Origin of the sequence: Spirosoma endbachense, assembly GCF_010233585.1 — a bacterium.
In the GTDB taxonomy this organism is placed as follows: Bacteria; Bacteroidota; Bacteroidia; order Cytophagales; family Spirosomataceae; genus Spirosoma; species Spirosoma endbachense.
On record NZ_CP045997.1, the window covers coordinates 9,307,237 to 9,332,116 of the forward strand.

Here is a 24,880-nt window from a genome sequence, read left to right on the forward strand (position 1 = left end):
ATGACTACCATTTTCAATCATCTTCCTATTCCGTTACTGGCCGAAACCGATATATTGGTTATCGGTGCTGGTTCGGCGGGTTGCGTGGCGGCCCTGTCTGCTGCTACCCATGATCATTGCCTTTCGGTAATGCTAGTCGAGCGCTATGGGTTTCCGGGTGGTACGTCTACCCAGATGCTCGATACGTTCTATGGCTTTTTTACCCCCGGCGCTACATCGCGCAAAATCGTTGGCGGCTGGCCCGACCGTATTGTCAACGAACTTGATAAAGTTGGTGCGGTATTTCTTCGGCCTAATACGTATGGAGCTGGAACAGGTGTAAACTACAATCCCGAACGCCTGAAACTCGTCTGGGATCAAATGATTCAGCAACACAGTATCCGGTATCTGCTGCACACAACGCTGATCGATATAGCTACGGAAGGAGAACGGTATGTCTGTATTTTCTGGAATAAAGGCGGCTTTCAAAAAGTGATTGCCCGCCGGGTGATCGACGCATCAGGTGATGCTGATTTCTGCCATCTGGCGGGATTTGCCTATGAAATTGCTGGAGAGAACGAACTTGCACAAAGCCTGACGACTACGTTCCGGATGAGCAACGTCGAACTGGACGAGTACGAGCGGGCGGGCGGCAAAAAGATGCTGGCTCTGAAAATGCAGGAGGCTGTTGCCAGCGGGCGGCATCCACTACCCCGCAAAGAAGGCTCAGCCCACGAAATGAATGCCCCAAAATGTATCTCGACCGTTGCCGTGAAAGTAGCCGGACTATCGGCGCTGCATGCCGATGAACTAACAAAAGCGGAGATCGAAGGACGAAGGCAGGCCTTTGTCTATGAAGACTTTTTCCGGGATGATGTTCCTGGTTATCAAAACGCCAATATCATTGGTTTGTCGCATCAGATTGGCGTTCGGGAAACCCGGCGCGTCTACGGTGAACATCGACTAACGAAAGAAGAATGTCTGTCCGGACTGTTACCAGACAACCGTATTTTTCTCTGCGGAGCACCCATCGAAGACCACCGACACGATGCCAGCGGAGCCGATGAAACGTATTGGGAATATATTCCCGGTTCGGGCGTGTATGGGGTTCCCTACGGCACGATCGTTCCGAAAGGAAGCCAGTCGGTTTGGGTCGTAGGCCGGTGTTTTTCGGCCACGCATGATGCCCATGCGTCGTGCCGGTCGATGGCGCAAACCATGTCGATGGGGCAGGCAGCCGGACTAGCGGCTGTGCAATCGTTACGTAGTGACGAAGCAGCCAATAGTCTGACAGTTAAGCAATTGCAACAGGATATGTACGAGCTGGGTGCCATTCTGGACGTTCCCGATACCCTAGCCGATACGTCAAGATATGGCTGGAAGGCCAATTTCCCATCCTCTGCCGAACAGATTACGCACCGAAACTCAGCCTTAACCTGATTCATCCATGTCATTTATTCGAACCGTTTTGGGTGACATTTCGCCTGCTCAGGCTGGCACTACGTATGCACACGAACATCTCATTATCGAGGAAAGCTTTCCGACACAGGCGAATCCGGATTTCCTGCTGAACGATATCGATAAGGTATCGGCAGAGTTGGCTCAGGTATACGCAGCTGGCGGGCGGACAATGGTCGATACGATGCCCGCCAACTGCGGTCGGAACGTAGTGAAACTGGCCGAAGTATCGCGTCGGACAGGGATTCAAATCGTCGTGCCAACGGGTATTCATCTGGAAATGTATTATCCTCGAACCCACTGGCGGTATCAGTATTCAGAAGATCAGTTAACGCGGCTGTTCATCGCCGATGTTGAGGAGGGCATTGATCGCTATGATTACAACGGTCCGGTGGTAGAGCGAACTCCGCACAAAGCCGGAATGATAAAGCTGGCAACCGGCGACGACCCGGTAAGTGCGCACCAGGAGCTAATTTTCAGGTCCGTTGTCAATACCCACCGCGAAACGGGGGTGCCAATTCTGACCCATACCAATGCTGGTCGTCACGGATTGGCTCAGGCCGATCTGTTCGCCAAACTTGGGGCTGATCTGAGCCACGTTGTCCTCTCACATATGGATCGCTGTCAGGACCTAACGTATCATCGGGAGCTGTTAAAAACGGGCGTCCGGGTTGAATTTGACAGTGCTTTCCGGTGGAAAAAAGGAGAAGAAAACCGGACTTACCAACTGTTAGAAGCTCTGCTCCCCGATTTTCCGGAGCAGATTACGGCCGGGATGGATGCCGCCCGACATACGTACTGGCAATCATACGGTGGCTCGCCAGGCTTAACATATCTGCTAACGACCTTCCGTGACGAACTGGCCCAACGCGGCCTCGGCGATTACTGGAACCGGTTGATGATCGACAACCCGGCCGCGCTTTACAGTTTTAGGCAACCGCAGTAATCAACTAATCCTAACTCCTTTTACTATGAATTCAAGACGAAGATTCCTCCGCCAGTTGAGCGGCACCACCGCACTGTTGGCAGGCAGTGAAACACTGGTGAACGCTGGGAAATTAAGTAGGCATTCCGGTTCCGCTCATTTGATTACCCCATTAAAACCCCGCTCAGCAGCCGATACGATTAACATTGGCCTCATTGGCGCGGGTATCATCGGCCATTACGACCTCAACTGTGCGCTAAAAGTGCCCGGCACGAAGGTCGTTGCAGTGGCTGATCTTTACGATCCGAGACTGGTTCGGGCGAAAGAGGTTTGGGGGAACGACATCATAACCACCCGCGACTATCGGGAAGTGCTGACCAGAAAAGACGTAGACGCCGTTCTGATTTGCGTGCCCGATCACTGGCATGACCGTATCTCGATTGAGGCACTCAGGGCGGGCAAGCATGTTTACTGCGAAAAGCCTATGATCCATCACATCGACGAAGGGAAAGCGGTGATCGATGCGCACAAAAAATCAGGAAAAGTCTTTCAGGTTGGCAGCCAGCGGGCAAGTAGCGCGGCTGTGCTGGAAGCGAAGAAACGATACGAAGCGGGTGATATTGGTGAACTGACATCCGTAGAAACATTTCTGGATCGGACGGATGCGTTAGGAGCCTGGCAATATACGATGCCGCCAAGCATCGACCAGAAGGAGTTGGATTGGGATCGGTTTCTTGGCGATGCCCCCAAACGCCCGTTCCAGGCCGAACGTTTTTTCCGTTGGCGAAACTACAAAGACTATGGAACAGGGGTTGCCGGTGATTTGTTTGTCCACCTCATTACCGGTCTGCACACCATTACGGGATCGCAGGGGCCGACCCGGATTTTTGCGCTTGGCGACCTGAATTACTGGAAAGATGGCCGGGATGCTTACGATCTGGTTACGGCCATTATGGACTATCCGAAAACCGACAAAAATCCGTCATTCCAGTTTACGACCCGCGTCAATCTGGCTACGGGTGCGGGTGGTAACATTCATACACGGTTGGTCGGGACAGAGGGCGTGATCGATATTGGCTGGAATTCGTTTGTGTTGAACCAGCTCAAACGCCCTACGGCTCCCATGTACAGTAAAGGGTATGATGCCCTGTTTACCTATCCGCAGGCCATGCAGGAGGAGTTTATTCGACAGTACGATCAGAAATATCCGGCTGGTCAGTTTACCCGCGAAATCAAAAACGAACCTGCCATTACGTTCAATACGCCCGATGGTTACGACGACCGACTCGATCACATGATCGTTTTCTTCAAGGCCATTCGGGAAAACAACCCATCCCTGGTAAAAGAAGACGCTGAATTTGGCTTGCGGGCGGCTGCTCCGTCGCTGGCTGCAAACTTAAGCGCCGATCAACGGAAGGTGATCAACTGGGACCCAGTGGGCATGAACCTGATTAAAACCACGTAAATATGCAACGAATTGCCATGCTTGGGGGCGGCTTCATTGGCCGCTTCTATGCCGAATCACTCCACGGGCAACGGAGCCGCGATCGGGTCATTGCTATCTATGCCCGTCGGGAAGAAACCGCCCGAAAGTTTGCCACCGACTACAGTTGCGCCATCTGGTCGACGGAGATGGAAGAAGTCATCGCCCACCCCGACGTAACGATGGTCTGTATTGCCCTGCCCAACAATCTCCATCATCAGGCTGTATTGCTTTGCGCGAAGTACAAAAAGAACGTAGTCTGCACCAAGCCCCTGGGGCGTAATGCCGATGAAGCGCTACAGATGATGCAGGCCGTTGAAGATGCCGGTATTTTCGGGGGTTATCTCGAAGACCTGTGTTACTCACCCAAGTTCCTGAAAGCACTGGAAAGCGTTAAAAGTGGGGCATTGGGGCGAATCCTGTGGGCGAAATCCCGCGAAGCACACCCTGGTCCGCACTCGAACTGGTTCTGGGACAAAGAGCAGGCCGGGGGCGGTTGCATGCTCGATCTGGGTTGCCACTGTGTCGAAATCGCCCGGAGTTTTATCGGGAAAGATGTTCGGCCGGTCGAGGTGATGTGCTGGGCAGCCACACAGGTGAAGCCCATCGACGCCGAAGACCACGCCATTGCGCTGGTGAAGTACGAAAACGGAGCCATCGGACAGTTCGAGGTCAGTTGGGTATTCCGGGGTGGTATGGACCTGCGCGATGAGGTCATGGGCACTGAAGGGACGATCTGGATCAACAACTTTCTTCGTACTGGTTTCGAGATGTATAGTTCAGGAAAAGGTGCTGATTACGTAGCAGAAAAGGCCGAATCCAACTCGGGTTGGCTCTTTCCAGTTGGCGATGAGGTCAATGATCTGGGCTACAATCACATGTTTACGGATATGTTCAAATCGTGTGAAGAAGGGCGGCAACCCGCCGAAACCTTCTACGATGGCTATATTGTAAATGCCGTGCTGGACGCGGCTTATCGCTCGGCGGAGTCGAAGCAGTGGGAATCAGTAAAGCTCCCCATCTGGCGCGGGCAGGAGGGGTTGTCGCCGGAAAAAACGCTGACGGACTTCGACGCTGATTTTTACCTGATCAAGGAAGAGATCACCCACGACGGACGCCATAAAGTGATTCTGAAAAATAAAGTGAGCGGAAAAATCGTGGAGAAAGACCTGCATACCGTGAACTGATTTGTAGCCCATCCATTCTGTCAGAAAGAAACTTGTCTTAAACCCGAATCACATGAATTTCATCGGAAAAGCGAACCAGTATGACGCTATTGTTATCGGCTCAGGCATTAGTGGCGGATGGGCTGCTAAAGAGTTAACGCAAAAAGGGTTACGGACGCTCGTGCTGGAGCGTGGCCGACCGGTCGAGCATGTGAAAGATTATCCAACCACCATGTCGAGCCCCTGGGAAATGACGCACCGGGGTCGGTATCCGCTCGATGTGCTGGAAAAAAGTCCTACACAGGCCAAAGTAGGTTATGCCTTCAATGAGTATTCCGGGCAATTTTTCATTCGGGATACCGAACATCCCTATCAGCAAACCAAACCCTTCGACTGGATTCGTGGGTATCAGGTAGGCGGTAAATCGCTGAGCTGGGCGCGCTGGACGCAGCGTTGGGCGCCGTTTAATTTTGAAGATAACCAGAAAGACGGTCACGGTGTCGACTGGCCAATTCGCTATGCTGATCTGGCTCCCTGGTATAGCTACGTCGAAAAGTTTGCCGGTATCAGCGGGAATAAAGATGGCCTGTCGACTTTGCCCGATGGAGAATTTCTGCCGCCTTTTGAGATGAACTGCATCGAAAAAAGCGTGCGGGATGCCTGGAAAAAAGAGTACGCGGATCGTCACCTGATCATCAGCCGCACGGCCAATCTAAGCAAAGCGCAGCCAGTTCATCTGGCACTGGGTCGGGCTGATTGTCAGTCGCGCAATTGGTGTGGGCGGGGTTGTTTGTATGGCGCCTATTTCAGCAGCAATTCTGCAACGTTGCCCGTAGCAGCCAAAACGGGCAAGCTGACCATACGCCCTTTCTCGGTAGTTCATTCGATCATTTACGATGAGCAAAAGGGCAAGGCAACGGGCGTTCGAGTGATCGATACGAACACGAAAGAGATGACCGACTATTACGCCCGGATCATTTTCGTGAATGCGGCCACGCTCAATTCGACGCTGATTCTGCTCAATTCAACCTCAAATCGGTTTCCAAATGGGTTGGGTAACGATAGCGGGGCGCTGGGTCATTACCTGATGGATCATAACTACCGGGGTCGGGTTACCGGTATCTACGAAGGCAGGGAACTGAATGATAACTACTACTACGGCCGTCGCCCAACCGGAACCTATGTACCGAGATTCCGGAATGTACTCAATGATAAACAGAGTGATTTTGTGCGCGGGTATGCCTACGCCTGTGGCGGAGGGCGGGCCGGTTGGGAGCGGGGTAATTCGGTGGCGGGTTTTGGCGCTGACTACAAAGAAGCCCTGACGCGCCCCGGCGAATGGTCGTTCAGTATGACGGCCATGGGTGAAATGCTGCCTCGTTACGAAAATCATGTTAAACTGAATAAGGCCAGCAAAGATCAGTGGGGTATGCCAACCCTCGACATCGATTGTAGTTGGGGCGAAAACGAAGACAAGATGACGTTGGATGCTATCGAACAGGCCAAAGCGATGATGGAGGCTGCGGGCATTCGGATAACAGCTGCGTTTGATAACCACCAGGCTCCGGGTTTAGCCATTCACGAAATGGGGACCGCTCGCATGGGGCATGACCCGAAAACGTCGGTGCTAAACAAATGGAACCAGATACATACCGTCAAAAACGTGTTTGTGACGGACGGTGCGAGCATGGCCTCGTCGGCCTGCCAGAATCCGTCGTTAACCTACATGGCCCTAACGGCCCGCGCTGCCGATTATGCCGTTCGTCGACTGAAAGCAGGGGCCTTGTAGTAAACAAATAGTAGACTAACCTAAATGGGTCTTTCGCTTCGAGCTGTTGCGATAACGCGGCTCGAAGCGAAAGACCTGCTACTATTTAATAGGTAAACAGCCCTATTGATTGTGGTTTTCAAACCGATTTGCAGTGCTGAGTCAAGTGTAGTTGGAATCCTGAAGATTTATTGGTCGGAAAGCCGGGAAAAAGCGTGGGGTACTCTGTTTAGCAACTATCCGATACTACCGACAATCCTTGATCCTGTAATCATAATGAAATTCCTGTTCACTTTAGCTGGCCTTGCTGGTTTGATACAACTTGTTGATAATGGAGCGCACTGCATTCTGGTTGCTCCGGATGCACCATCGCAGACACTCGCCGAAGCGGCTCCATTCCCAATTGGGTTTGCCGTCAGTCCGGCCAGCATCAAGAGTAATGCCCCATACCGGCAAACGGTCATTCAGGAAGCCACTAGCATTACAGCCGATGTCGCCATGAAACCCAGTCGGATTAGTCCGCAAAAAGGCATTTATAACGTTGATGTAGCCGATCAGTTGATTGAATTTGCCCGTTCGCAAAAGAAAAGGGTTCATGGTCATACGCTCGTGTGGTATATCGACACCAGCCCTAACTGGCTCAAACAGATCCGTGATTCGACGGATCTGGAGTCGACGCTGCAAACCTACATCCAGACTGTCGGAACGCACTTCAAAGGGAAGGTAGCTTCCTGGGACGTAGTAAACGAAGCGGTTGATAATAATCGGGGGGCTATCCGCAAAGATTCGCTCAATACAGTAGGCAAAACGCTGTTCAATGTCGGTAAAATTCTGGGCGATGACTACGTAGCTCGGATGTTTCAGTATGCGCACAAGGCTGACCCAAACGCCCGTCTGTTTTACAACGATTACGGACAGGAAACGCGTCCCGCTAAACTGTCTGCCATTGTGAACATGGCCAACGATTTCAAACGGCGTGGTATTCCGATCCACGGACTCGGTCTTCAAATGCACATCAGTATCGACACGCCAAATGAAGGCATTGAAAATGCGATTCGTAAATCCGCCGAAACGGGGCTGCTGATTCATATTTCCGAACTGGATATTGCCATGAATCCGGGTAAGAAAAAAGACTTTGCCGAAACACCTGAACTGCTCGAGAAACAGTATCAGAAGTACAAATTCGTCGTAAGCACTTACAAAAAAATCGTACCCGCCAGTCAGCAGTTTGGGATTACGCTGTGGGGCGTCGATGATGGAACATCCTGGATCCCAGGATTTTGCCAATGCCTTGATGCCGCGCTACCATTCGATGCGAATTTCGGAAAAAAGAGAGCGTATCAGGGCTTTCTGGATGGCCTGAAATGAATCTCTTGTTAGCGATTGTATGAAAAACAGCAGCCTATCTAATCTCGTTCGTATTCTCGGTTGTTTACTCACCGGGTTTGCGCTGGGCTCATGTTCTGATTCAGTTGAGATACCGAAGGAGGTTGGTGCCTTTGCGGATAAACTACCCGAAACGGTTGATTATAACCTGCATGTAAAGCCTATTTTGTCAGATCGGTGTTTTAAATGCCACGGTCCCGATAAGAACAAAATCGAGGCTGGTTTGCAACTGGCCAGCTTCGAAGGCGCTACGCAGCTACTCAAAAGCAGAACTGTTGCCATTGACCCCGGCGATATCGGCGGTAGCGAACTCATCAGGCGGATTCTGAGTCATGATCCCGACGAGGTAATGCCCACTCCCAAATCGAACCTGACGCTTACCAATGAAGAAAAGGCGATTCTCATCAAGTGGGTTGAGCAGGGCGCGAAATACAAGGAGCACTGGTCGCTATCGCCCATTGAAAAACCTGCCGTACCCACTGTTGGGGCCAGTTTTTTAGCGCGCTGGGGCCTTGCTGACGACAGCCAGACACGCTGGGTTCGAAACGATATTGATCGGTTCACGCTCTCCAAAATGAATCAGTTGGGGCTGAAACCCTCGCCCGAAGCGGATAAAACAACGCTGCTCCGGCGGGTATACATGGATCTGACAGGCCTGCCGCCAGCACCTGCCGAGGTCATGCAGTTCTGCCGCGATACCCGACCCGATGCCTATGAGCGAGTCGTTGATAAACTGCTTACTTCTCCACACTTTGGTGAGCAACAGGCCATTAGCTGGCTGGATCTGGCCCGTTTTGCCGATTCACAGGGGTATCAGGACGACCCGATGCGGAATGCCTATCCATATCGCGACTGGGTCATTCGGGCATTTAATCAGAATAAGTCGTTCAATGAATTTGTGACCGAACAACTGGCGGGTGATCTGCTGCCCGGACCCGCTACACCCGCTGTTCTGCGCGACCGGCTGGTGGCTACCTCCTTCAATCGGCAACATGCCCAGAGTGGTGAAAATGGCATTGTTCCCGAAGAATACCGCATCGAATACGTTGCCGACCGGACTAATACGTTCGGTAAAGCCATGCTGGGCCTGACGATGGAGTGCTGCCGCTGCCACGACCATAAATACGACCCTATTTCGGCCAAAGATTACTATTCGCTATTCGCGTTTTTCAACCAGAATAAGGAGACGGGGCAGATCACGCATAACGGAGAAGCCTGCCCATCGGTAATGCTGCCGACGGCTGAAATTGAAAAAAAGCTCCGCTATATTCAGACTAAGATCAAGGCCATTGAACCCAAACTAAATCCTGAAAATTACCATCGATCGTTCGCGAACTGGGCCACGAATCCCAAACCCGTCCTGACGTTAAATCAGGGGTTGCTGGTTCATCTGCCTTTCGATGCTGACAGTAACGATACGTATACCAACACAGCAAACCCCGGCTTCGATGCGTTTGTCAGCGGAGATAAGGAGCGGAAACCACTGCCAACCACTGGAAAAGTGGGTAAAGGACTCCTGTTGCAGGGTGATTGTGGCATTGGGATTGCCTTGTCGGGTGTTGATCGGGTAAATGGTAAACTACAGGAGCCCGGTAAACGATTCAGTAAAGGGCTCAATTTTGAGCGTAATCAGCCATTCTCGGTCAGTATCTGGACGAACGTCAAGCAAGCGGGGGTACAAGGGGCTATTTTTCGCCGGTCGAACTACGAAAACGAAGGGTATCGGGGTTATTCGGTAAGCCTCAACCCCGATCGTACGCTTCGGGTGCTGTTTAGCTACGTGTGGCCCGCCAATTGCATTGAACTTCGAACCCGGCAGAAACTGCCTATCAACTCGTGGCAGCATCTGACCCTTACCTACAATGGGAATGGCAAAGCCAATGGCATCCGACTGTTCATCAACGGTAGTCAGGCCCCTTGCGAACTCATTACCGATAACCTGACCAAAAGCCTGCTGCACGGTCCGTTCGGCACCAATAAATCATCGCAACTACCTGTTTTTGAGATCGGGAATGAGCAGCGGGAAAAAACCATTCGCCAGGTTGCAGTCGACGAATTACGCATCTACAACCGCCAGCTTTCGGACCTGGAAGTGCAGTCGCTGCGGTTCCAGGGTGGGCCTAAATCGACTGGTGTCGTTGCTGGAGTGCTGGCCATATCCGCTCAATCCCTTCGACGGAGCAGGCATTCGACCCTTCAGCAACAATTGCAGGAACATTATGCCCTAACGGTTGATTCGACTTTTGCCAATTATACTCGTCAGCTTACAGATTGGCGGGGGGAAGAAGTAAACCTATTGACCGACATACCGGAGGTAATGACCATGCAGGAACTGCCCGCACCTCAGCGCCGGAAAACCTTCATTCTGAAACGGGGTGTTTTTGATGCTCCTGGTGAGGAAGTTACGGCTCAAACGCCCCACAAGCTGGGCGAGTTGCCCCCCGATTATCCCCGCAACCGGCTGGGGCTGGCTAAGTGGCTTCTCAACGAGTCGAATCCTTTGTTTGCGCGGGTTATGGTCAACCGTTTCTGGCAGCAGTATTTTGGCAATGGACTGGTGAAAACGCAGGAAGACTTTGGTAATCAGGGCGAATTGCCCTCTCACCCCGAACTGCTGGATTGGCTGGCCGTTCAGTTCCGGCAGGATGGCGTAAATGGCTGGGATGTAAAAGTGTTCATTCGGCGGATGGTACTGTCGGCAACGTACCGCCAGTCATCCCATGCGACTAAAGAACAGCTAGAAGCAGACCCCGACAACAAAGGGTTGGCCCGTGGATCGAGTTACCGCTACACGGCCGAACAGGTGCGTGATAATGTATTGGCTGCCAGCGGCTTGCTGGTGCGTGAGATTGGTGGCCCGAGCGTGTATCCGTATCAGCCAGCGGGCATCTGGGAGGCAATGGCCACCCGAAATACCGTTACCTACCGACAGCAGCATGGTGATAGCCTGTACCGCCGGAGTATGTACACGATCTGGAAACGTACATCGCCCCCGCCCATGATGCTTAACTTCGATGCACCCGACCGGGCCTTGTGTACGGTACGTCGGCAGAAGACCGCAACGCCCTTGCAGGCACTGGTAACGCTCAATGATCCGCAGTTTGTGGAAGCTGCCCGCGTGCTCGCCGAACGAACTATGAAACATACCCCATCGCTGTCTCAGCGTATCACTTACTTTTTTCAGGCTGCTTTGTCCCGGCCCCCAAGGCCTACCGAACAGGTTTTGCTTCAGCAATTGTATGATACCGAACGAAACGGGTTTCTGAAAAGTCCGAAACGAGCCGAAGCATTGCTGCAAACGGGTGAATACCCCCGTGATCAATCGCTGAATCCAGTCGACGTAGCAGCTTACACCGTGGTAGCCACTACAGTATTGAATTACGACGAAGCCCTCGTTAAACGCTGAAAAATCATGAATACCGACCTACAGGATCAGCTAGTTGATCAGTTTAGCCGCCGGAATTTTCTGGGTGTGGCAGGGTTGGGCGTTGGTGCGGCTGCGCTGGCGTCGCTCTTACCCAGGCAGGCACTCGCTTCGTCTGAACAGCCGAAGGGCGTAGGTTCTCCACATTTCCCGCCCAAAATCAAGCGCGTTATTTACCTGTTTCAGAGTGGGGCTCCCTCGCAACTGGAAACGTTTGATTACAAGCCGAAACTCGAAGCCATGTGGGGCCAGAATTTACCCGAATCAGTGCGGAATGGACAACGGCTAACGGGAATGTCAGCAGGGCAAAGCTCGTTTCCGCTGGCGGCTTCGCTGTTCAAATTTGCGCAGCATGGAAAGAGCCGGGCGTGGGTGAGCGAACTGCTGCCGCACCATACAAAGATTGTGGATGATGTCAGTTTCATCAAGTCGATGTATACCGAGCACATCAACCACGATCCGGCGGTGACCTTCATCCAGACCGGTAATCAGATCGGGGGGCGGCCGTCGATGGGGTCATGGATGAGTTACGGACTGGGGTCAGAAAATAAAAATATGCCCGCGTTTGTCGTGCTACTCTCAAAAGGCCGCTCGGGCGATCAGCCCCTCTACGCCAAGCTGTGGAGTAATGGTTTTCTGCCCTCCACGCATCAGGGCGTCATTTTTCGGTCGGGTCCCGACCCGATTTTTTACCTCAACAACCCAACGGGCATCGACAAAACGTCGCGTCGGAACATGCTCAATACGCTGGCTAAACTGAGCCAGGATCAGTACAAACACGTGCTCGACCCCGAAATCAATAACCGGGTACAACAGTACGAAATGGCCTATCGAATGCAGGCATCGGTACCTGAAACCCTCGATATTGCCAGTGAGCCCGACTACATCTTCGATCTCTATGGTCCCGATAGTCGAACGCCCGGCACGTTTGCTGCCAACTGTCTGTTGGCCCGTAAGTTAGCTGAGAAAGACGTTCGATTTATTCAGCTCTATCACCAGGGCTGGGATCAGCATTTTAACCTACCCAAAGACATTAAAACAATGGCCTCGTCTGTCGATCAGGCGTCGGCGGCATTAATTCAGGATCTGAAACAGCGCGGTTTGCTCGACGACACGCTCGTGATCTGGGGGGGCGAATTTGGCCGTACCAACTACTCGCAGGGTAAACTCACCAAAGATAATTATGGCCGTGACCACCATCCGCGCTGCTTCACGGTGTGGTTGGCGGGTGGTGGGATCAAAAAAGGATTTTCGCTCGGGCAAACCGATGAATTTAGTTACAACATCGTTAAAGACCCGGTTCATGTGCACGATTTGCAGGCCTCTATTCTGCACCTGCTGGGCATCGATCACGAGCAATTGACCTTCAAATTTCAGGGGCGCCGGTATCGCCTGACCGACGTAGCGGGTAAGGTCGTAAAACCCATTCTGGCATAGTCATACACCGTTAACGAATCCATGTTACCCATTTTTCCATGAAAATCAGATTCAAATTAATGCAGTTAGGCCTCCTGTTATCGACTAACGTCCTTTTCGGCTGCGATCAAAAAGCAGTCGATGATCTTGTCGTCACTAAGCCACCAACCGTTAGTGCGTCGGCGAAGCGGTATTACGTTTCTGATGCGTTAGGGTCTGATGCCAACTCGGGATTATCCATGTCGTCGCCATTCAAAACAATCAATGCCGGACAGAATGCCGCGCTCCCCGGCGACACTGTTTTTGTCATGAATGGGACGTATGTGCCAGCTACCACGATTCAACTCCTAAAATCGGGCACGGCAGATAAATTCATTGTCTACAAAGCGTATCCGGGTCATACGCCGAAATTTGCTTTTTCAGGAAGTCTCTGGAATGCTGTCAGCATCAATGGATCGTATCTCGTGCTGGAGGGTATTGAATTTCAGGGCAATAATCAAAATCTTACGCATGCGGGTGCCCTGGCTTCGTATACCGATAAGCAGGCTGGGGGGACGAATAATGACCTGTATGCGACTTACAATATGAACGGTATTTCTATCGGAGGTCCGCGAACGGATTCCAAATTTCCGCACCACGTAGTGATCCGAAATTGTAAAATACATGATTTCCCGGGAGGTGGGTTAAGCGCTATTCAGGCAGATTACGTCACGTTTGAGGGAAATACGATCTACAACAACGCCTGGTATATGATGTATGGAGGGAGCGGCATTAGTATTCTGACCCCCTTCGACAGCGATGCCAATACGGGGTATAAAAATATTGTTCGGAATAATAGCTGCTCCAACAATAAGACCACTATTCCCTGGATTGGTCTTACACCCGCCCGACTTTCGGATGGCAACGGAATTATCATCGATGTTAACCTGCGACCCTATGGCTCAACGGCTACCGATAAGCCATACAAAGGACGAACGTTGGTGGAGAACAACATCAGTTTTAATAATGGTGGGTCGGGCATTCATGCCTTTGAGGCCGCCCATGTCGACATCATCAATAACACGACCTATAACAATGCCCAGGTCATGGTCGATTATGCAGACCTGTATGCGAACACGTGTAGTGATGTGAAAATCATGAATAACATCGTCTATTCAAAGCCGGGGGGAAAGTGTAATTCAAACAACAAAAACACGAATGTCATCTACGATTATAACGTCTATTTCAATGGCGCGACAGCCGTGAAGGGAGCGAATGATAAAGTTGTTGACCCTCAGTTTGTCAACCTGGCGACTGATCTGACATTGGCAAATTTTTCTGTGAAAAATGGAAGCCCGGCCATTGATGCGGGGACGAAGCTTCTTTTTTCTGCGAACGATATAAAAGGTGTCGCTCGCCCAAAAGGTGGTTCGGTCGATTGCGGTGCTTATGAAGTTCAATAACTTATTTTTTTTCCTCACACGCTACAAACGGTCATGTTTTTACGATGAAAAATCACAACGTATTGATTCTGTCAGTTGCCTTCCTGTTTAGTTACCAGGTATTCGGTCAGCAGTATGATATTCGTGATTTTGGCGCCAGAACCGATACTACTTTTCTAAATACGAAAGCCATTCAATCAGCTATTGATCAATGTGCTGGCAAGGGTGGAGGTGAGGTTCTGGTGCCTGCCGGTACGTATTATACAGGAACGATCTTCCTGAAATCTAATGTTTTTCTGCATCTGTCGGCCGGGTCAGTACTACAGGGGAGCTACAACCCGGCCGATTATCCGGAACATACCATTTTATCCGCAAAAAAGTACGGTACTATCACCCACAATGGTCTCTATGTCGAGAAAATGAAAGCCCTGGTTATTACCGACAGGGCAACTCATACAGGAATTATTGGGCTGGGTACGCTGAAAGGACCCGGCGAAGGGAAGGCGTTTCAACTGGGGCTGAATAAGGACGGTAAGCCCAAAAACATTTTTTTTATCGGCTGTCGGGATGTGCTGCTGGAAGGTATCAGCATCCTCAACTCAGCGCAGGTAACCGTTTCAATATCAGGTTGTGAGCGAGTCACCATCAATAAAATCTACCTCCGAAGTTGGGTGAACTGGAATTGCGACGGGTTGGACATCGATGGGAAAGATGTTATCATTTCCAACTGCCGCATCGACTCAGAGGATGATGCACTCTGCTTTAAAAGCGAATACCTCGATAAATTCTGCGAAAACATAACAGTCACCAATTGTGTGCTGTCGAGCATCTGCAATGGGATCAAATTCGGTACCGGTTCACGAAGTGGCTTCCGAAATATTACCGTCACCAATTGTGTCATCAGGAAAGGGTCGGTAAACGGGTATCGGCACTGGCCAATGACTGTCAGTATCGTGCATAGGCCCGAAGAAACGAGTGTCAACACGGGCATTGTCATTCTGGGTGTCGATGGGGGGATCGTTGAGAACATCAATATCTCTGACATTATCATGACGGATGTATTAAGTCCGATTTTTATCCGGGTAGGCAAGCGGTTTCTGAATCCGGATAAAAAGACGTCCGTAATGCGGCACATCAATATTCAGAACATCAGAGCCGAGACCCGGAGCATCATTCCCTCAATTCTTGCCGGTTTGGAAGAAAGTCCAGCCGAAGATATCCGACTCTCCAATATTCGAATTACGATCCCCAAAGGCGTTGCTGCGGATTCACTCAGGACGTTTCCGGCAATCGTTCGCGAAGATGTAAAAGGGTATCCGGAAAACAGGCTGACATTCGGGACAAAGCTCCCGGCAAGTGCTTTTTATATCAGGCATGTGAATGGGTTAACCATTGATGATGTGGTAGTTACCTATGGTGAACCCGATGCCAGGCCTGCTTTCTATGTAGACGATGTGCGAGGTTTAAAATTAAGAAACGTGGTTATCGGCGATAAGAAACTGGAGAAAATGGACGCGATGCTTACAGAGAAGAACAGCGAGCGAATTGAAGTAATGAATTGATAAATTCTGTCAGAAAAGTTATAACAAAATCAGTATGCTCAGAAAGGGACTAGTCTGTAGTTGGCTCTTGTGTTGCTGGACGGGAAATGCGTTCGGGCAAAACAGAAATGCCCTTGCTGAAAAGTACTACCAACTGATTGAAACGCCAACATCGCCCGAAAAATGGGATGCGTGGCGTTCCGAACTACGGGCCTGGAAAGATTCAACTAGAAGATTCCTGAACTTTAACGGAGAGAATTATCAGAAAAGCGAGTACAAATGGGCATCCAGTGCCTATTCTACGTTTTTCCTGATGGCCAGCGAAACAACCCTTTATGATAAAAACGGGACGTATGCCATCCGGAATTGCCTCAGAAAATACGAAGACAGCTACGGCGGTGTTGACGTAGTGGTTTTATGGCCGACGTACCCACAGCTGGGCTTCGATAACCGGACTCAATACTCGTTTTATCGAAATCTGCCGGGGGGTGTTGCGGGTCTTAAACAGGTATGCAATGAATTGCATCAGCTCGGAAAAAAACTGATGATTGCCTACAATCCCTGGGACAATATTGCCCGGAACCAGGGCAAAACTGATGAAGACGAACTGCTTGATTTACTGACTGAAACGGGTGCCGACGGGGTATATCTGGATACGATTTCAAATTTCGACGGCTTTTTTCAAAAAATGCAGAAGGCCAACGCCGGAGCTGTGTTTCAGTCCGAAATACCGATTCGTCCTGATGTGTTGAATCAGGTGCATCAATCGTGGCTGGAGGTGGGCTGGAATGAGAAATACAAAAACCTTGAGTTTGGTGAAGTGCCCTTGCTGGTGCGCAACCGATGGCTGGAACAGCGGCACATGATTTACCGGCTTTCGCGCTTCAGCCACGAACAATCGACACTTCTCCAAAATGCATGGATCAACGGCTGCGGAATCGTGATTTGGGAAAACGTATTCGGTACCGTAAATGAAGTCAATCCCCGTGATCGATCGCTGTTGCGAGCCATGTTGCCCATTCAACGGCGCTATACCCAATTTTTCACGGAAGGCAGTTGGACACCCCTGTTCCCGATTCAACTCAACCGGGTGTTCGCGAGCCGCTGGCAACTGGGCAAAAGCATACTATGGACGCTAGTCAATCGGCAGGAACAATGGACAACGGGTAAACTTTTTGAGCAGGACGACGTACCGGGCGTTCGCTATTTCGACCTGATAGCGGGGAAAGAACTTAAACCAGGCCGTGCCAACGGGAAGGTGAGTTTGTACGCTGACTACGGCCCCAAAGACATCGGTTGTATTCTGGCCGTCGCCGAATCGGATCTGACCGATGACCTCATTGCTTTTCTGAAAAAACAGGCCGACACCCACAAACGGGCTAACTATAGCACTGCCTTTCATCTGGCCAAGCCCCGTCTGAAGCCGGGAATCACTACCCCGGCCTACGCAAAAAACAAATTACCTAAAGGCATGGAATCCATACCCGTTTCACGAGATTCGGTGCATATGATGTTCAGTTTCCGACAGCGGGAGTGTGGTTTTTACCCAATTCGCAATTTTGTGGACTACGCCTACAGCCAGGCTCGCAACGAAATAACAACGGGCGAAGTGACCGTAAAGCTCAGGCCGTTTGCCATGGATGAAACCCTGGTGACAAACGCGCAATTTGCTCAGTTTTTAAAAGCAAGCCAGTATCAACCTCGGCATCGCGAAAACTTCCTCAGACACTGGGTCAACAACGCTCCGCCCGTTGGTCAGGAGAATCACCCGGTAGTGTGGGTAGCGTTGGACGACGCCCGTGCCTACGCTAAATGGGCTGGGAAACGACTACCAACCGAAGCCGAATGGCAATGGGCTGCTCAAAATGGACCCGCCCAGACTCGCTACCCCTGGGGCAATGCCTTCGATTCGACGGTTGTGAATACGGGACAATGGACAGGAGCTACACCCGTCAACCGGTTTGACAAAGGCCGGACGAAACAGGGGTTGTATGACATGAGCGGCAATGTATGGCAACTGACCGAAAGTGAGCGAACCGACGGCTACAATCGCTTCTGCATTTTGCGTGGGGGAGCCTGGTACGTCAATCGGGCTTCGGAGTGGTACGCCGATCAGGGGGCTCAGGATACCAGCTTTGGCGCTAAATATTTACTGACATGGGCGGGTCTGGATCGCTGTGCAACGGTGGGGTTTAGATGCGTAGTGGATAGCCAATAAGAGAAAAGCGTAAAACCGAACAATGAAAAATATACTATACAGCACGATAATGGTTGCCCTGGCAATTGCCCAGGGGTTTTCGCAAACCATAACACCGCATCCTGTTCCCGAAGAATTTGCGTCGGATTACTACGTCGTAACCATAAACGGCCAGGCAGTGCCGGTTTTTCATGCCGGACTGAACGTCTACTTTGCCAGCTTCGACTTTAGGGGCTTAGCCAGCGTAACGGTGTCGCCCAAGGTCGACAGCGATAAATATGCGGGCCAAACCTCCAACAAAGAAGCCACGCAGGTCGGGGCGAAAGGATATTGGCGGGGCGGGGTTACGGTTCGGCCACTGTCCAAAAATATCAAGCCGAACCTCGCTGGCGCAACAATTAACTTTTCACTTACTGATGCTGGGCAGTATTCGATAGAACGCGCCGGAACCAGTAATTTCAAAGACGATGTGCTGCTATTGTTTGCCAACCGACCTGATGTCAACGTCATCAAGTTGACAGATAAAAACGTCATTCACTTAAAGGCCGGTATTCATAATCAGCACATTGATCTCCAGAGCGGGCAAACGCTGTTTCTGGATGCTGGGGCAGTATTGTTCGGCAGTATCAACATCTGGGATGCAAAAAATGTAAGCATTCTGGGGCGCGGAACAGTGGTCTATTACGGTCCGCAATCAGAAGATCACGACGACGGCTGGAAAAATCAGAAAAACTGGCATCCACTCACGACCCATAACGTGCAGGGCCTGACTGTTCGGGGCGTTACATTCGTTGGGCGAAGTCGAACCTGGTCGTTGCAAACGCATACGACCTTCGACGCTGTTTTCGATAACATCAAAGTCATCGCCGTCAATCCGCAGAATATCAATGGTGATGGTATTGACTGGTACGGTGGTGGACGTACTAGAGTAATGAACAGTTTCATCCGGTCAATGGACGATTGCTTTGCTTTGTTCACACCAGAGAGCAGTAAGGATATGTGGGCAACCACAAAAAATACGGAAGGTGAAGTCAGTAACATTACCATCGAAAACTGCGTGCTATGGACCACGCTGGCAAATGTATTCCGTATCGGGTTTAATGGTCAGGCGCTAACAACCCGTGCTATCACCATGAAAAATACAGACGTCATTCACATCAGCAAAAGTGAGTGGTATGCACCCTGGTCCCTGTTTTGTATGGTTAGCCCCAATAGCAAAGGCCAGGCGAAGCATAGCAACTACTGGTTTGAGAAAATTCGGTTTGAAGAACCGGCGGCAATTTTTGGATTACAAAACCCTGAGGCCCAATTCAGTGGATTGACCCTGAAAGACATTACGATGATTGGCGAACCCATACCCTCGCTCATCAAAAACAGGTCTGGTAACATAATTTTTGACAATGTCATCCTGAATGGAAAGCGGGTGAGTTCTGAGGCCGATATTCCACTTAGAGCAGGAAGTTCACATATCGAACAACCGACCTGGCAGCCAGCGGCACAAGCACGTTGACACAGCAGAAAAACATAATAGCATGAAAAACGTACATATCTATTTCTGGCTCAGTGCGGCTTTGGCTGTCCTATCAATAGAAAATCAGGTTGCTGCCAAGCAGTATTTTATCAATAGTGTCTCAGGCAATGATGCTAACTCCGGTACCGAGACGGTCAACCCATGGCAATCTCTTGCCCCTGTTCAGGCTAAAGACTTTATGCCTGGCGACACCATCAACTTTATGGGTGGTTCAGGCTGGGACACCGGACTGGATATTAACGATAGCGGAACGGACCAAAAGCCTATCGTTTTTCGGGCGATGGGTGAGGGAGCAAAGCCCATGTTTAGGCATCCGGGTAACATGGCAAAGGCCATTAATATCACCGGAAAGTGGATTATTGTTGACGGGTTTGTTGCCAAAGATGCCCACCTCGCTGGGATCTATCTGGCGAAAGGAGCCGATCATAACATCATCCGAAACTGTGAAATCGAAAACTGTGGGGGTGGGGTTATGATCCATGGCAGTTATAACCTCATTTCGCAAAACTACGCCCACGATCTGATAATGGTTAAAAACACACAGGGGGGAGATGATGACTATGGAGCCGTAGCCTACTGGGTCTTTGCCCCAAACAATGAAATCGCCTACAACCGGGCAGTACGTTGCCGTGCCCAATGTTATGATTATGGCTCCGACGGTGGCTTTTTTGAAGTCTATACCAATGGCGACAGCACCTATGTGCATCACAACTATGCTGAAGACTGTAACGGCTTTTTGGAAATAGGCGGTGGGTCAGCACGCGACATTCTTGTGTCTCATAATGTCTCCGTAGAGAATGGCGAATGGACTTTTCACCTCACCGGAAAGTTCCGGAGTGACATTCATAATTTCAGGATGGAACACAATACGATCATCTCCAGAAAAGGTACCAGATGGAATAATATATTGGGGATCGGGAAAGGCGATAGTACGATCAATTCGCTGATTTTTAGCGATAATCTGGTCGTTTTAGGCGGTGAAGCCACCGAAAAAGTAGCGCGTCACGGCAACTTTATCCACCACAACAATACCTACTTCCTGCTCGATGGTGCCCAGCTTGGTTTTGCCGGGGCTAGTGGGGAGCAGATCAGTGTGTCCCGCTAACGAGAAATCCGGGAAGCCCGTTTATCTGATAACGTTGGATCGAAATTTAGTAAGTCGCTATCTATCTGAATAACAAAACTATACGTAGTGAAAATTTATGAAAACAACCCTTCTTTTTTCTATCTTATTCGCAATCAACACCTTTGTTTCTGCCGCAATTTGGCATGTTTCCGGTACGGGAAACGACGCAAACGATGGTAAAACACCCGAAACCGCTTTGCGGAATCTGCAAAAAGCTGCTGATCTGGTGCAACCTGGCGATGTAGTGCTTATTAGCAACGGTACGTATACCAACGCTGATAAAGGAAATGGTAGCGCGGTCCTGTCTATCACGCGCTCCGGTACGTCGGCGGCCTGGATTACCTGGAAAGCACGTCCGGGTCATCATCCTGAAATTCATCCGGTCGGTTGGGCCGGTATTCAGATTACTGGCTCCTACAACGTGATTGACGGACTAAGTGTCATTGGCAACAATGATTCAATTGTGCTGCTGAAAGCGCAGGAAGATGGTAAAAAAACAACGCCTGATCCTTACTATAATACCAACGGGATTTTCTTCAATGGACGGGGTAAAAAGCCGGACGAAAAACCACACCACCTGGTCATTCGCAACTGCATAGTTGGTAAGTGTGCAGGTGGTGGCATTGTCGGTATCGAGATCGACTATTTGACAGTTGAGGATTGTAAAGTTTTTGAAAACGCCTGGTTTATGCGATACGGTGGCTCGGGAATAACAACGCTGAACAACTGGGCACACGATGATGCGCCAGGTTACCATATCGTTATCCAGCGCAATTTTGTCTGGAACAATAAAACGCTGGTTGCCTGGGAGAAAATCGGCAAACTGAGCGACGGTAATGGTATTCTACTGGATGTGACTGATCAGGAACAGGGGCAGGGCGCTACTAATCCCAATGCCGATGCGGTTGTAAAGCCAGCCACAAGCCAGACGATAGTTGCTCCAAATACTGTTGCCGGTACACTAGTGCCGGAAAAGCCAAAGCGGCCAGAATGGACAGGGCGAGCGCTGATTGCCAATAATGTCAGTACGTTCAATGGTGGGTCGGGGATTCATACCTTCCGCACGAAACACGTCGACATTATTAACAACACAACGTACTGGAATGGCGGGATTGTCGGGTATCAGGAGTTGTTTGCTAATCGGTCGGAAGATGTAGTTATCCTCAATAACATCATTGTGCCCAGACCGGGTGGTGCCGTAACTTCTAACAATCGAAACACCAGCGTCCGTTGGGATTATAACGTATACCCAGCTGCGCAGACTGTTTTTGCGGGGGCTAACGACATCGTTGCGGAACCCAGCTTTATCAATATTCAGCCCGATCCAACAAAGGGTGATTTTCGACTGGCGAAAAGCAGTCGGGCCGTTAATTCGGGTAGTAATGACGTTCCTCTGTCCAACGATATTCTGGGTAAGGCCCGCCCCAAAAATGCCGGACGGGACCGGGGTGCATTTGAACAATAAGAACTAAATAAACTAAACCTACAAGGTTTCAAAAACCGTATAGGTTTAAGAACTTAATCATGAAAAAATCCCTACTGGTTTTCGCTATTCTATTGAGCTTTGGTTCCGCTCAGGCGCAGAAAAAGGTGTTCCCCCAAACGCCCGGCATGGTGTCGTATACCTACCGGAACAGTTTTGCCAAAAACGTACCGGCCACGCTCGACACCATCAAGGCATTGGGTATTACCAACATGGAGTTTTCTAACCTGTTCGGCAAAACAGCTGCTGAACTACGCAAACTCCTTGATGAACGCGGCATGAAATGCTCTTCGTTTGGAGTGGGATATCCCGATCTGCAAAACAAACTGGCCGAAGTAGGTCAGAACGCCAAAACCCTTGGTGCTCAGTACGTCCGGGTGGCTTGGGTGCCACACAAAGGACCGTTTACGCTCGATCTGGCCAAGCAAACGGTTACCGATTTCAATAACTTTGGAAAGCAGTTAAAAGACCAGTTTGGGCTGACATTCTGCTACCATAACCACGGCTACGAATTTGAGACGTATGAAAGTGGCACCCTGTTCGATTACATTGTGCAGAATACAAACCCCGACTATGTTAGTTTCGAAATGGATATACTCTGGACATTTTTTCCCGGCGTCGACCCTGCAGCGCTGATCAAAAAATACCCGAACCGCTTCAAACTCATGCATCTGAAAGATCTGCGCAAAGGGGTTGTCGGCAATTTGTCGGGAGGGACGCCGGTCGAGAACGACGTAGCGCTGGGAACCGGTCAGCTCAATTTGCCTGCCATCCTGAAAGCCGCCCAGCAGTCGTCTATTCAACATTATTATATTGAAGACGAAAGCCCGAGTTATGCAACGCAGGTGCCACAGACCATCGCTTATCTAAACCAGTTGAAGTGACGAATACGTCTGGCATTCTACGGTCTAGCTATGAAACATCTGTTTGCGTTACTTTTTGGGTTAATGATTGCTATAGGGCGGGTTGCCGCTCAGGATGTATTGATCGTTGCCGACGAAATTCCAGCTATGGAGGTGCTGGCCAGGGGAATTCAACAGCAGGAAGGACTGACGGCCAGAATTGTGACACAGAACGACATGCCCAAAACAATGGCTACTTTTCGGGCAGTTATTGTTTACATCCATAAAGACCTGGACTCCATACCCGAACGGGCATTTATTCGTTACGCCCAAAACGGTGGTAAGTTACTTTGTCTGCATCATTCCATTAGCTCGGCAAAACGAAAGAACAAAGAGTGGTTTTCGTTTCTGGGTATCGACCTGCTCAAAACGAACGTAACGGAAGGTGGTTACAAATACGTAGGCGATGTAGACATGGCCGTAGTGAATCTGGCTCCGCAACACTTCATTACGACACACAAGATTACCTATGCATCCACGATTGCATACACGCGGGAGGGTGAGCAAAAAGAAAAACAACTGCCGGGCTTTATGTTGCCGAAAACAGAGGGGTTTCTAAACCATCAGCTGTTGGGAAACCGAACGATTCTACTGGGGTTCAAATTCGCAGATGCTTCCGGAAAGGTATGGACACAGGATCGGTCGGCCTGGTATAAACCCGCAGGAAAAGGCTGGTTATTCTATAGTCAGCCGGGTCACGCGGTCAGTGATTTCGAAAACCCTATATACACTCAACTCATTGCAAACGCGATACTCTATAACCAGTAATTGGTATCGACAACTCAAAAGAAATCCTCTTAAAGGACTGTTATGCCGCTTAAATTTTACGCCCCTCAATGGGGTAATACATTACCATTTACTACGTTCTGTCAGAATGTGAAAGCCGCTGGCTACGATGGGGTGGAAATGGCTTTGCCACTGGAAGCCAAGGAGAGTCAGAAAATTGTGGCTACGCTTAAAGAGTATGAGCTTGCGTTGATTGGCCAATACTGGCAATCGTTCGAGAGCGATCTGGACGAACACAGCCAGAACTACGAAAAATACCTCCGAAACCTGATTGCGGCTCAACCGGTTTTTATTAACTGCCAGACTGGTAAGGATTTCTTTACATTCGATCAGAATAAACACCTCTTTGATGTGGCTTCCCGGATTTCGGAAGATTCGGGCGTGAAAATCATCCACGAAACGCACCGGGGCAAGTCGCTGTTTGCGGCTCATATTGCGCAGGATTATTTGACCAAACTCCCCGACCTTTGCATCTGCCTAGATATTTCCCACTGGTGCAACGTCCATGAATCGATGCTCGAAAATCAGACCGAAGCCGTGGCGCTGGCTATTTCCCGCGCCGACCATATTCACAGCCGGGTTGGGCATCCCGAAGGTCCTCAGGTCAATGATCCCCGCGCACCGGAATGGGAAGTTACGCTCAACACCCACTTGGGCTGGTGGGATAAAATCGTTGAAAAGCACCGGACAAACGGCACTCAGCTAACCATTACCACCGAATTCGGGCCGGCCACCTACATGCCCGTAATGCCGTACACCCAGTTGCCCCTTGGCAATCAATGGGAGATCAACGTATTCATGATGAACCTGTTAAAGAATCGATATGCCGAATAGGCTACGTTTTTTGACAGGATTTAAGGTAAATCTGTTAACGCTGCCAAAAATCCT

17 protein-coding genes are annotated in these 24,880 nt (G+C 50.3%); all 17 read left to right on the plus strand.

Features of this window, described 5'->3' with window-relative positions:
• On the plus strand, positions 1–1,419 hold the full coding sequence (locus GJR95_RS37470) for an FAD-dependent oxidoreductase (protein WP_162390735.1): 1,419 nt from the start codon (positions 1–3) through the stop codon (positions 1,417–1,419).
• Between the two features lie 7 nt (positions 1,420–1,426).
• Complete coding sequence (locus GJR95_RS37475; RefSeq protein WP_162390736.1) at positions 1,427–2,383, plus strand: phosphotriesterase family protein; 957 nt, start codon at positions 1,427–1,429, stop codon at positions 2,381–2,383.
• Between the two features lie 25 nt (positions 2,384–2,408).
• Complete coding sequence (locus GJR95_RS37480) at positions 2,409–3,827, plus strand: Gfo/Idh/MocA family protein (protein WP_162390737.1); 1,419 nt, start codon at positions 2,409–2,411, stop codon at positions 3,825–3,827.
• A gap of 2 nt (positions 3,828–3,829) precedes the next feature.
• Positions 3,830–5,032 (plus strand): Gfo/Idh/MocA family protein, encoded by a 1,203-nt coding sequence (locus GJR95_RS37485; protein ID WP_162390738.1) that lies wholly within the window; start codon positions 3,830–3,832, stop codon positions 5,030–5,032.
• Positions 5,033–5,084: 52 nt separating this feature from the next.
• On the plus strand, positions 5,085–6,800 hold the full coding sequence (locus tag GJR95_RS37490) for a GMC oxidoreductase (protein ID WP_162390739.1): 1,716 nt from the start codon (positions 5,085–5,087) through the stop codon (positions 6,798–6,800).
• Between the two features lie 255 nt (positions 6,801–7,055).
• On the plus strand, positions 7,056–8,147 hold the full coding sequence (locus GJR95_RS37495; RefSeq protein ID WP_162390740.1) for an endo-1,4-beta-xylanase: 1,092 nt from the start codon (positions 7,056–7,058) through the stop codon (positions 8,145–8,147).
• A gap of 19 nt (positions 8,148–8,166) precedes the next feature.
• On the plus strand, positions 8,167–11,571 hold the full coding sequence (locus tag GJR95_RS37500) for a DUF1553 domain-containing protein (RefSeq protein WP_162390741.1): 3,405 nt from the start codon (positions 8,167–8,169) through the stop codon (positions 11,569–11,571).
• 6 nt (positions 11,572–11,577) lie between these two features.
• Positions 11,578–13,026, plus strand: coding sequence for a DUF1501 domain-containing protein (locus GJR95_RS37505; protein ID WP_162390742.1), 1,449 nt, complete (start codon positions 11,578–11,580; stop codon positions 13,024–13,026).
• A 38-nt stretch (positions 13,027–13,064) separates the two neighbouring features.
• Positions 13,065–14,447 (plus strand): right-handed parallel beta-helix repeat-containing protein, encoded by a 1,383-nt coding sequence (locus GJR95_RS37510; RefSeq protein ID WP_162390743.1) that lies wholly within the window; start codon positions 13,065–13,067, stop codon positions 14,445–14,447.
• A gap of 44 nt (positions 14,448–14,491) precedes the next feature.
• Positions 14,492–15,988 (plus strand): glycoside hydrolase family 28 protein, encoded by a 1,497-nt coding sequence (locus GJR95_RS37515; protein ID WP_162390744.1) that lies wholly within the window; start codon positions 14,492–14,494, stop codon positions 15,986–15,988.
• A 34-nt stretch (positions 15,989–16,022) separates the two neighbouring features.
• Positions 16,023–18,185 (plus strand): formylglycine-generating enzyme family protein, encoded by a 2,163-nt coding sequence (locus GJR95_RS42410; RefSeq protein ID WP_162390745.1) that lies wholly within the window; start codon positions 16,023–16,025, stop codon positions 18,183–18,185.
• Positions 18,186–18,207: 22 nt separating this feature from the next.
• Entirely contained in the window at positions 18,208–19,674 is a 1,467-nt protein-coding gene (locus GJR95_RS37525) for a glycoside hydrolase family protein (RefSeq protein WP_162390746.1), read from the plus strand.
• A gap of 22 nt (positions 19,675–19,696) precedes the next feature.
• Positions 19,697–20,800, plus strand: a complete 1,104-nt coding sequence (locus GJR95_RS37530) for a polysaccharide lyase domain-containing protein (protein ID WP_162390747.1) — start codon at positions 19,697–19,699, stop codon at positions 20,798–20,800.
• 97 nt (positions 20,801–20,897) lie between these two features.
• On the plus strand, positions 20,898–22,286 hold the full coding sequence (locus tag GJR95_RS37535) for a choice-of-anchor Q domain-containing protein (protein ID WP_162390748.1): 1,389 nt from the start codon (positions 20,898–20,900) through the stop codon (positions 22,284–22,286).
• Between the two features lie 59 nt (positions 22,287–22,345).
• Positions 22,346–23,188, plus strand: coding sequence for a sugar phosphate isomerase/epimerase family protein (locus GJR95_RS37540; protein ID WP_162390749.1), 843 nt, complete (start codon positions 22,346–22,348; stop codon positions 23,186–23,188).
• A gap of 30 nt (positions 23,189–23,218) precedes the next feature.
• Entirely contained in the window at positions 23,219–23,974 is a 756-nt protein-coding gene (locus tag GJR95_RS37545) for a ThuA domain-containing protein (protein ID WP_162390750.1), read from the plus strand.
• 42 nt (positions 23,975–24,016) lie between these two features.
• Positions 24,017–24,826 (plus strand): sugar phosphate isomerase/epimerase family protein, encoded by an 810-nt coding sequence (locus tag GJR95_RS37550; protein WP_162390751.1) that lies wholly within the window; start codon positions 24,017–24,019, stop codon positions 24,824–24,826.
• Positions 24,827–24,880: the final 54 nt, after the last annotated feature.

What these genes read in the sequence shown, in the direction of transcription:
- GJR95_RS37485 (WP_162390738.1), top strand. Translation starts at nt 3,830, where the DNA reads ATGCAACGAATTGCCATGCTTGGGGGCGGCTTCATTGGCCGCTTCTAT.
- GJR95_RS37540 (WP_162390749.1), top strand. Translation starts at nt 22,346, where the DNA reads ATGAAAAAATCCCTACTGGTTTTCGCTATTCTATTGAGCTTTGGTTCC.
- GJR95_RS37495 (WP_162390740.1), top strand. Translation starts at nt 7,056, where the DNA reads ATGAAATTCCTGTTCACTTTAGCTGGCCTTGCTGGTTTGATACAACTT.
- GJR95_RS37515 (WP_162390744.1), top strand. Translation starts at nt 14,492, where the DNA reads ATGAAAAATCACAACGTATTGATTCTGTCAGTTGCCTTCCTGTTTAGT.
- GJR95_RS37525 (WP_162390746.1), top strand. Translation starts at nt 18,208, where the DNA reads ATGAAAAATATACTATACAGCACGATAATGGTTGCCCTGGCAATTGCC.
- GJR95_RS37510 (WP_162390743.1), top strand. Translation starts at nt 13,065, where the DNA reads ATGAAAATCAGATTCAAATTAATGCAGTTAGGCCTCCTGTTATCGACT.
- GJR95_RS37480 (WP_162390737.1), top strand. Translation starts at nt 2,409, where the DNA reads ATGAATTCAAGACGAAGATTCCTCCGCCAGTTGAGCGGCACCACCGCA.
- GJR95_RS37505 (WP_162390742.1), top strand. Translation starts at nt 11,578, where the DNA reads ATGAATACCGACCTACAGGATCAGCTAGTTGATCAGTTTAGCCGCCGG.
- GJR95_RS37500 (WP_162390741.1), top strand. Translation starts at nt 8,167, where the DNA reads ATGAAAAACAGCAGCCTATCTAATCTCGTTCGTATTCTCGGTTGTTTA.
- GJR95_RS37550 (WP_162390751.1), top strand. Translation starts at nt 24,017, where the DNA reads ATGCCGCTTAAATTTTACGCCCCTCAATGGGGTAATACATTACCATTT.
- GJR95_RS42410 (WP_162390745.1), top strand. Translation starts at nt 16,023, where the DNA reads ATGCTCAGAAAGGGACTAGTCTGTAGTTGGCTCTTGTGTTGCTGGACG.
- GJR95_RS37475 (WP_162390736.1), top strand. Translation starts at nt 1,427, where the DNA reads ATGTCATTTATTCGAACCGTTTTGGGTGACATTTCGCCTGCTCAGGCT.
- GJR95_RS37490 (WP_162390739.1), top strand. Translation starts at nt 5,085, where the DNA reads ATGAATTTCATCGGAAAAGCGAACCAGTATGACGCTATTGTTATCGGC.
- GJR95_RS37530 (WP_162390747.1), top strand. Translation starts at nt 19,697, where the DNA reads ATGAAAAACGTACATATCTATTTCTGGCTCAGTGCGGCTTTGGCTGTC.
- GJR95_RS37470 (WP_162390735.1), top strand. Translation starts at nt 1, where the DNA reads ATGACTACCATTTTCAATCATCTTCCTATTCCGTTACTGGCCGAAACC.
- GJR95_RS37535 (WP_162390748.1), top strand. Translation starts at nt 20,898, where the DNA reads ATGAAAACAACCCTTCTTTTTTCTATCTTATTCGCAATCAACACCTTT.
- GJR95_RS37545 (WP_162390750.1), top strand. Translation starts at nt 23,219, where the DNA reads ATGAAACATCTGTTTGCGTTACTTTTTGGGTTAATGATTGCTATAGGG.